This window comes from Alteromonas sp. AWM4_230 (assembly GCF_056158305.1).
Genome location: NZ_JBSWTB010000005.1, coordinates 1 through 7,500, shown reverse-complemented (window position 1 = coordinate 7,500; position 7,500 = coordinate 1). Strand labels below are relative to the sequence as shown.

Below are 7,500 nucleotides of genomic sequence, written 5' to 3'. Positions count from 1 at the left end.
ATATGAGAGATCCGCTGCAGCGGGATCAGCAGGCCCAGCACTACTTGCACTCCGGTCGCAAGCGGCATCCGCAAGGTTCTGCGCTGGCTGATCGGTATACGCGCCAACCCGGCATGGACCAGCAAGGCAACGTACAAGAGCACGCTCATGGCATCGTGGCGGGTGACGGTTTTGCGGCCATCCTGCATTCCGTGCAGGTAATCAGTATGAAACAGCCCCAGCCCGATATTGATGAAATGAAAGAAGGCAAAGGCAAACAGGATCAGGCCGCTGCCAATCCTGCAGCCGGGCTGCCCACCCGCCTTGCCATAGAACGCTACTCAATCAGATCACCTGCATTTGCTTTGCTTGGTACCAGAGTCTGATACGCGCGAGCGAATGGGTCAAGAATAAGACGGAACCCATTTGGTTGCAGTTGCGTCTGTGCGGATCAGGGCAGGGGAGATGTTGAACAGCACGACGTGGCTCAGCTCGGGGCGTGAGCGTGAGCTGTACAGCAATCCATCCGCGCCCATCGCGCGGGCCTGATCCGAAAATTGCCACGTGGGTGAGCGTCCCTGCCTGTCGTGGATGTCCTGCCAGATAATCGAGGCGTCGCGCTGCCCACGCAGGTCTACCAGACGCGCATCCGTGATGCGCGCGCGTTGCAAAACCCTTGGCGGGTCGCCGTCCGAAACATATCGTCAAATCGCAACACCGGCACCCTCTGTGCTGAGAGAGGCATAGAGAGCGGTCTGTCCTGCATAATGAAAACGCCCCTCGGGCGCCTTCGCGGGGGCCAGAGGGGCGTCGATCTGTGACAGAAACAGAATTCTCCAGACCGGGCCGGAGAATTCCAGCACCGGGTTAGTCCTGCTCCGCCAGGAAGCGTTCTGCGTCCAGCGCGGCCATACAGCCCATACCGGCGCTGGTGACGGCCTGACGATAGATGTGGTCGGTCAGGTCGCCGGCAGCGAACACACCCGGCACCGATGTCTCGGTCGAGCCCGGCTTGGTCACGACATAACCGCCCATATGGGTTTCCAGCAAATCCTTAACCAATTCATTGGCAGGCGCGTGGCCGATGGCGACAAACACGCCCTTACATGGGATCTCGGTGACCTCGCCGGTTTTGACGTTCTTGACGCGCACGCCTTCGACGCCCAAAGGCGCATCGGTGCCGACTACTTCTTCCAGCTCGTGGAACCACAGCGGCTCGATCTTTCTCGTGCTTCAGCAGGCGGTCCTGCAGGATTTTCTCGGCCCGCAGCTCATCACGGCGGTGGATCAGAGTGACCTTGCTGGCGAAGTTTGTCAGGAACAGCGCCTCTTCCACGGCGGTGTTGCCGCCGCCGATCACGACGATTTCCTGCCCGCGATAGAAGAACCCGTCGCAGGTGGCGCAGGCCGAGACGCCAAAGCCCTTGAACTTTTCTTCCGACGGCAGACCCAGCCACTTGGCGCGGGCGCACCGTGGCCAGAATGACCGCATCAGCGGTGTAGGTGGTGCCGCTGTCGCCTTTGGCGGTGAAGGGGCGTTTGCTGACGTCCAGATCGCTGATGATGTCTCCGATCACCTCGCAGCCCATCGCCTTGGCGTGATCCTGCATGCGGACCATCAGGTCCGGGCCCTGCACCTCGGTATCGCCGGGCCAGTTCTCGACCTCGGTCGTGGTGGTGAGCTGACCGCCGGGCTCAATGCCCTGAACCAGAATTGGCTCCAGCATTGCGCGGCTGGCATAGACGCCGCGCAGTATAACCGGCCGGTCCCGACCCGATGATCAGAACCTTGGTGTGACGTGTTTCGGACATGGTACCCCCAACTCGATCTGCCTGATTTGGGCGCGCCTGGCCCCTGGCGGATGGATATAGCGACCCGCAGTGCCGCGCTTAAAGCCCCTTCCTGTTTCACACCCGCTATGCACGCCCTGCGAATGGCGCACAAAAAAAGGACATTGAAAATAAACAATATTGCGCGGCCGCGAAAGATTATTGCGCATCTGTCCGGGTGCTGATATAACAACCGAAAAATCAGGAGCATTTGATGGTCGCGATACGGCTGGATGAGATTGACCGCAAGATTCTGGCGGAATTGCAGGCAGACGGTCGCATGACCAATGTCGAACTGGCAAAACGCGTTGGCATTTCAGCGCCGCCGTGCCTGCGCCGCGTGCGGACGTTGGAGGAATCAGGCCTGATCCGTGGCTACCACGCCGAAGTGAACTCGCGCGAGCTGGGATTCGAGGTTCAGGTCTTTGCCATGGTCGGTCTGGAAAGCCAGGCCGAGTCCGAACTGAGCGCGTTCGAGGAACGCTGCCGCGAGTGGCCACTTGGTGCGCGAGTGCCACATGCTGAACGGCGAGGTGGATTTCATCCTGAAATGCGTGGCCCCGGACCTGAGCAGTTTTCAGCAGTTCCTGACCGGCGATCTGCTGACCACGCCGAACGTGGCCAGCGTAAAGACTTCGCTGGTTATCCGCGGCGCAAAAGACGAGCCCGGCGTACCTTTCGATGTTCTCGAAGAACGGATGAGCCGGACCGCGTGAGCGCCGCCTGCTTTCGGATGTGGTTTCATCGGTGGCAGAAAGGCTGCCACCGTCATGTAAAACACCCAACTTAATAATAGCTGCATAATGCCCCCACATTGCAGATTGTAGCCTTAAGTTCAGGCGGTTATCGCATCCACCTCTCCGTCTCCGGCGCGCGGCAAGACCAGCAGGGCCGAAATCGTTCAGCGTGTCGATATGCGCGAACAGGTTCAGGTAGATGGACCTAAGCGACCGGCTGACCTTGCGCATGGTGTTGGCGCCGGGGTGGTACGACTCGAATTGCAGTCCGTCCACCTTGATCACCGCATGACGTTTCAGGCAGATGTGAAACAGCTCGACCGGGGTCGGCGGCAGCGTCTCGATGACGCTCGTGCCGTCCTGGAACTCGTGATACCGGTGTCAGGACCTGATCCGTCGCCGTGCACATGCCGCAGGTGTGCGAGGCGTTCCCAGCAACCGTGCGGCGGGGCCAGCGATCACACCCGACATTGGCTTTTGCATGCCGAACGTGTCGGCCATGATCCGCGTCAGCGGCCGTGTCCGGCCGCGCGTATCCTCGCGTCCCGGTAATCAAGGGTGACGGATCCTTTCCACAGAACCGTTTCCGAGGTGCCGCTTTGTGTCAGAACCGTATCGCCGGGCAGCAGGTCTTCGATTGCCATCGGCCCGGATTCGGTTTCGACCAGAGATCCGCGCGTAAAGGCGCAGAACGCGTCTTCGAACATGGGCAGGGCAGGCGCGATGTGGCGGGTCTGTACGACATCCCCATTTCTCATCAGCGTACTGACTTCGTAGCGCCGCAACTGCGCCTTTTTCTGCGTCGTTGGTCTTGGTGCATTCGCGCAGCAACGCCGACGTTTCTACGGCGTTTCTGGCAGCGCGCGATAACGAACGTGGAATATGTCATTTCAATTCCGTCCCCTCTTACTAACCGACACAGGCAAGCTGAACCCCCGTACAGGCCCGCCTGATCGGATTCTACTTGTGCCATGAAAGAAATCGGTGACCGCAGGGCGACAGGCGCGATACGGCCGTTGTCACTGAGATAAATCCCACGCTTTTGGTCACCACTTGATCCCCCAGACAAACTCATACAAACGCCGGCTGAAATTGCCTGCGCACACACGCCCCAAACCAGAACCGCACACAATATTGCGCGGTAGGTCGCACAGCGGGTCGGAGCACCCCTCCGACTATGCGTCTTGTTCCCCGGGAACCGGCAGCTGGTTCGCGGGGCCTGTTAAATCAGCGACGCGCTGCCAGACGGCGTGCGACCCTGACCGAGTGACTGGAAACCCGTTTCCACGGCATCTCCAGATGTTGCTCTCTGGTGGCCGCAACCACGGCGCTGAGAAAGCGTGATTTCGTCTTCATTTCTTGTCCTGCCCGTTTGGGAGCTTTTGCCCCGTTTTCCTCTGAGGCCTCAATGTTGCAGGGCCATTGCGGCGGCGATAAGGCTGATCCGGGATGAATTCAGGACATAGGACGGTTTGCGGTTTCTCTTCGTTTCGGGATATGTCGCGCCCTGCTGGAGTTTTGGCTGATAACCACCTGAGAGCGGACAATAAATATACAAATTGTAGCAACTCAGGTAGACACAAAGAATTGTGGCGAAAAAGCGGCGAAATCGCCGCAATTCAGGCCGTGTTGCTTAAAGTTTTATGGCGGAAATCAGGCGGCCGTAGTCCGGCCTCTTTCGCGTGGGTCGACCGGCGGTCACGAATAGAATCTTTCGGGATCCGGAATAGGTGCAGTGGCGTGTCCACTCGGCCTGACCGACGCCCGCCTGTCGCAGTCCGATGCAGGCCAAAGGCGGGCAAGATCGAACTGCAGCCTGTCCCCGGTACCGTTTGCAAAGAACCTGTAGGTTGTCCGGAGAATCCGCGACGAATTCGTCTAAAAACTCGGGACCCACCTCGTAGGCACGTTGCGAAATCGACGGCCCGATCACGGCCACCGTGTTTTCCGCGTTGCGCCCCAGGGCTTCCATCGCGTCCAAGCGTCGCCTCCAAGCACACCGTCCAGACGCGCCGCGCCAACCCGCATGGGCGGCTCCGATCACGTTTGCGTCAGAATCGGCGAACAGGACCGGCTGGCAATCTGCGGTGAGAATCGTCAATGCCAGATCGGGCGTTGCCGTGACCACCGCATCTGCCTTGGGTTTTTCACCGTTGAGCGGTCCATCGACGGTCAGAACGGTTGGTGAATGCACCTGATGAACACCGATCAGCGCTTCGGGCGCAACGTTCCATCGCCTGCGCAACACGCTTGCGGTTCAGCTGCAACGGCTTCGGTCTGATCGGACGAGCCGTAGCCGCAATTGAGGCCAGCAAACATACCCGATGAGGCGCCGCCGCGACGGCTGAAGAACCCGTGGCGCATGGGCGACAGCAAGTCTGAGGTCAAAATTTCCAGGGTCATGGTTCCAGTCCGGGTGGTGGCGAGGATAGGGGCGGGGTAGAGGCCCAGCACTTTGAACAGGTTTCCCATTTCCTCGGGGTGCGTCAACCGGCGATGTGCGGCAACCAGCGCTGCAAGCTCAGACCCGCCGAGCGACGCCGCCAGTGCTTGCGCGCGTGTTGTGATTCCCAGCCGTTCAAGAAACACGCCCTGCGGTGTCAGGCGCGTATGGGCGCATCCTGCGGCGCGGGCTGCAAGGGCCAGAGGTTCGAAATCCACATGCGCCGTCAGGTCGGACTGTCCGGGCAGTGCCAAGGGGTCGGCGCGCTCATGTGCTCTGAAGCGCCTGAAACGTATCGCCCAGCGAATGCCAATCACCGTAGTCCACGATCAACCCGGCGCCGCCATGGGTGCCGATTCGTCCTGCGATCACGGTGATGATGGGTATGGCCGCCGCACATAGCTCGACCAGATCACCATCTTTGGTGTCATGCCAGCCGATCCTTCAGAGCGACCTGCTGCGGCCCTGCGGGCCCAATGCCCAAGTCAGCGCGTCGCCATCCGGCACCGATCAGCCGTTCGCGCCACCCGTCGCCATCACGCAGGAACTGGCGAATAGGCAGGGCGTCAAAGAATTCGTTCGCGACCAGAAACAGCGGCGCGTCGGGCAGGTCGGCGACCGTGTTGATCCAGCGCGGTTCATAATTCCCTTAAGGTCTGTGCCTGAACATCCCGCAAGGCGGGCGAGGCCTCGACCAGTATGATCTCGGGCAGCATCGAGAAAGCCCGGGCACACGCGGCCGTGGCGCGCAGCATATCCCCCATCAGCGTGCCGCGCCCCGGGCCAAGCTCGGCCAGCACGAAACGGCTCAGGATGCCCCTGATCCAGCCAGCTCTGCGCCAGAGACAGCCCAATCAACTCTCCGAACATCTGGCTGATTTCTGGGGCAGTGATGAAATCTCCCTGCGCGCCAAGTGGATCGCGCGAGTCGTGTAGTAGCCATGCGTCGGATGCAGCAGGCAGTCGGTCATGTAGTCGGCCACGCTCATCGGGCCGTCCTGCGCGATCCGGCGCAAGCAGGTGATCTCTCAGGCTCATGATACCCGACCTTGCACGCAGGGCGAACCACAGGCCAAGCGCGATCATCGGCAGCGACAGCAATTGCCCCATCGTCAGGCCATAGCCGCCGACCTGCAGGGCCAGCCCCAGCGGGTTGCCGGGTGAGACGAACTGCGCGTCGGGCTGCCGGAAGAACTCGACAATGAAACGCGACGCGCCATAGCCCGCCATGAAACAGGCCCATGATCAGGCCCGGCTTGTGGAAGGCACCGCGCCGATAGGCCAGCCACAACAGCAGGGCGCCCAGCAGCAGGCCCTCAAACGCGGCTTCATACAACTGCGAGGGATGCCGGGCGCACATACCCGCGACCACGCCGGGACAGTCCTGCGCGGCCGCCACCTGGGAAGATCACCGCCCAAGGCAATTCGCTGGGTCGGCCCCACAGTTCGGCATTGATGAAGTTTGCCAGCCGCCCCAGCAGCAATCCGGGTGGTACTGTATGCGCGATCAGGTCCGCCATGGACAGAACCGGGATCTGGTGACGCCGCGCATAAACGTAAGACGCGATCACAACCCCCAGCAGCCCGCCATGAAACGCCATGCCGCCCTGCCAGACTTTCAATATCTCCAGAGGGTTCGAAAGGTAGTAGGCGGGCTGGTAGAACAGGACGAACCCCAAGACGCCCGCCAAGAATCACGCCAAGGATGATCCAGGTGATCAGATCCTCAAGCTGTTCTGGTTTCATTGGCGGTGTCTTGTTGGGCCAGAGAGCCGGGCGTTTCAGCGCCATAACCCCCAATCGCCATGCAATCAGGATACCGGCGATATAGGCCAGCGCGTACCACCGCAGCGCGAACTCCATCCCGAACACTGAGATCGAGAACAATTCGGGCGACAGATGGGGAAATTCAAAACAGCCTGCATGTGCGTCTCATTGCCCGGGGTTTGCGGGGCAAGTCAACCTTGAGCCCGCGCCAATCATTCCCCATATAGAGACCAACCGCGATTTCGGAGTAAAGCCATGCAAACCCGCAACAAGATCCTCGACGACGTATCCACTGATGACAAACGCCATGGGTGTGGCGCAAGGCGCGCGGGAAGAGGCCGAGAACGCGATGAAGTCGATGATCGACCGCTGGCTGGCTGATCGCGATTTCGTCACGCGCGAAGAATTCGACGCCGTTCGCGCGATGGCCCAGAAAGCGCGTGAAGAGAACGCCGCGCTTGAGGCACGCATTGCTGCGCTTGAGGCGAAACTGGACAAGTAACGTCCAACTCAGAGTTTTTCAGAAAAAGACATGCGCCGCGCAATCCCGACCTCGGATTGTGCGGTGTTGTGCATCTTGCCGTCTTACAGAGTTTAATCAAGACAAAGCTGCGTGAGGCGCCAATATTTTGATCGCCGTTGCCTTCTGTCCACAACTTATTGCTGTTATCCCCAATAAATAGGGTTGCCAGAACCCCGGTGCTGAGTCAGACCAGTTCTTTCTGTTAACCTGACCAAATCGTG

At 60.1% G+C, this 7,500-nt stretch carries 8 protein-coding genes and 2 pseudogenes (1 of these 10 only partly in view); 3 read left to right on the top strand and 7 right to left on the bottom strand.

The features are described 5' to 3' along the window. On the top strand, window positions 1-365 hold the 3' portion of the coding sequence (locus tag ACXACS_RS19990; RefSeq protein ID WP_474809397.1) for a hypothetical protein. Its footprint begins 145 nt before the window's first position; only the last 365 of its 510 coding nucleotides appear in the window; its start codon lies beyond the left edge, outside the window; its stop codon occupies window positions 363-365. Window positions 366-383: 18 nt separating this feature from the next. Here the strand turns inward: ACXACS_RS19990 and ACXACS_RS19985 are convergent, their stop codons facing one another. Continuing rightward, window positions 384-650, bottom strand: coding sequence for an RES family NAD+ phosphorylase (locus ACXACS_RS19985; RefSeq protein ID WP_474809395.1), 267 nt, complete (start codon window positions 648-650; stop codon window positions 384-386). Window positions 651-846: 196 nt separating this feature from the next. Further along, window positions 847-1,791, bottom strand: a pseudogene (gene trxB / locus ACXACS_RS19980) (thioredoxin-disulfide reductase). Between the two features lie 232 nt (window positions 1,792-2,023). Here trxB and ACXACS_RS19975 point away from each other — a divergent pair. Continuing rightward, the gene (locus ACXACS_RS19975) at window positions 2,024-2,599 is read left to right on the top strand and encodes an Lrp/AsnC family transcriptional regulator (protein WP_474809394.1); all 576 of its coding nucleotides are present in this window, start codon (window positions 2,024-2,026) and stop codon (window positions 2,597-2,599) included. Between the two features lie 456 nt (window positions 2,600-3,055). On the opposite strand, the gene ACXACS_RS19970 is transcribed toward ACXACS_RS19975, so the two are convergent. The 5 genes and pseudogenes from ACXACS_RS19970 to lgt form a co-directional block, all read right to left on the bottom strand. Further along, window positions 3,056-3,331 carry a Hint domain-containing protein gene (locus ACXACS_RS19970; protein WP_474809392.1) on the bottom strand — a complete coding sequence of 92 codons (276 nt, stop codon included), beginning with the start codon at window positions 3,329-3,331 and terminating at the stop codon, window positions 3,056-3,058. Window positions 3,332-4,179: 848 nt separating this feature from the next. After that, window positions 4,180-4,740 (bottom strand): purine nucleoside phosphorylase YfiH/LACC1 family protein, encoded by a 561-nt coding sequence (locus ACXACS_RS19965; protein WP_474809390.1) that lies wholly within the window; start codon window positions 4,738-4,740, stop codon window positions 4,180-4,182. A gap of 14 nt (window positions 4,741-4,754) precedes the next feature. Further along, window positions 4,755-5,306, bottom strand: coding sequence for an SAM-dependent methyltransferase (locus tag ACXACS_RS19960; protein WP_474809388.1), 552 nt, complete (start codon window positions 5,304-5,306; stop codon window positions 4,755-4,757). Window positions 5,307-5,416: 110 nt separating this feature from the next. Then, the gene (locus tag ACXACS_RS19955; protein ID WP_474809399.1) at window positions 5,417-5,578 is read right to left on the bottom strand and encodes an SAM-dependent methyltransferase; all 162 of its coding nucleotides are present in this window, start codon (window positions 5,576-5,578) and stop codon (window positions 5,417-5,419) included. Between the two features lie 458 nt (window positions 5,579-6,036). Then, a pseudogene (lgt, locus tag ACXACS_RS19950) lies at window positions 6,037-6,852 on the bottom strand (prolipoprotein diacylglyceryl transferase); the annotation flags it as partial. Between the two features lie 199 nt (window positions 6,853-7,051). On the opposite strand from lgt, the gene ACXACS_RS19945 reads away from it, so the two are divergent. Next, on the top strand, window positions 7,052-7,258 hold the full coding sequence (locus ACXACS_RS19945; protein ID WP_474809386.1) for an accessory factor UbiK family protein: 207 nt from the start codon (window positions 7,052-7,054) through the stop codon (window positions 7,256-7,258). The last annotated feature ends 242 nt before the right edge of the window (window positions 7,259-7,500 follow it).

What these genes read in the sequence shown, in the direction of transcription:
- ACXACS_RS19975 (WP_474809394.1), top strand. Translation starts at nt 2,024, where the DNA reads ATGGTCGCGATACGGCTGGATGAGATTGACCGCAAGATTCTGGCGGAA.
- ACXACS_RS19945 (WP_474809386.1), top strand. Translation starts at nt 7,052, where the DNA reads ATGACAAACGCCATGGGTGTGGCGCAAGGCGCGCGGGAAGAGGCCGAG.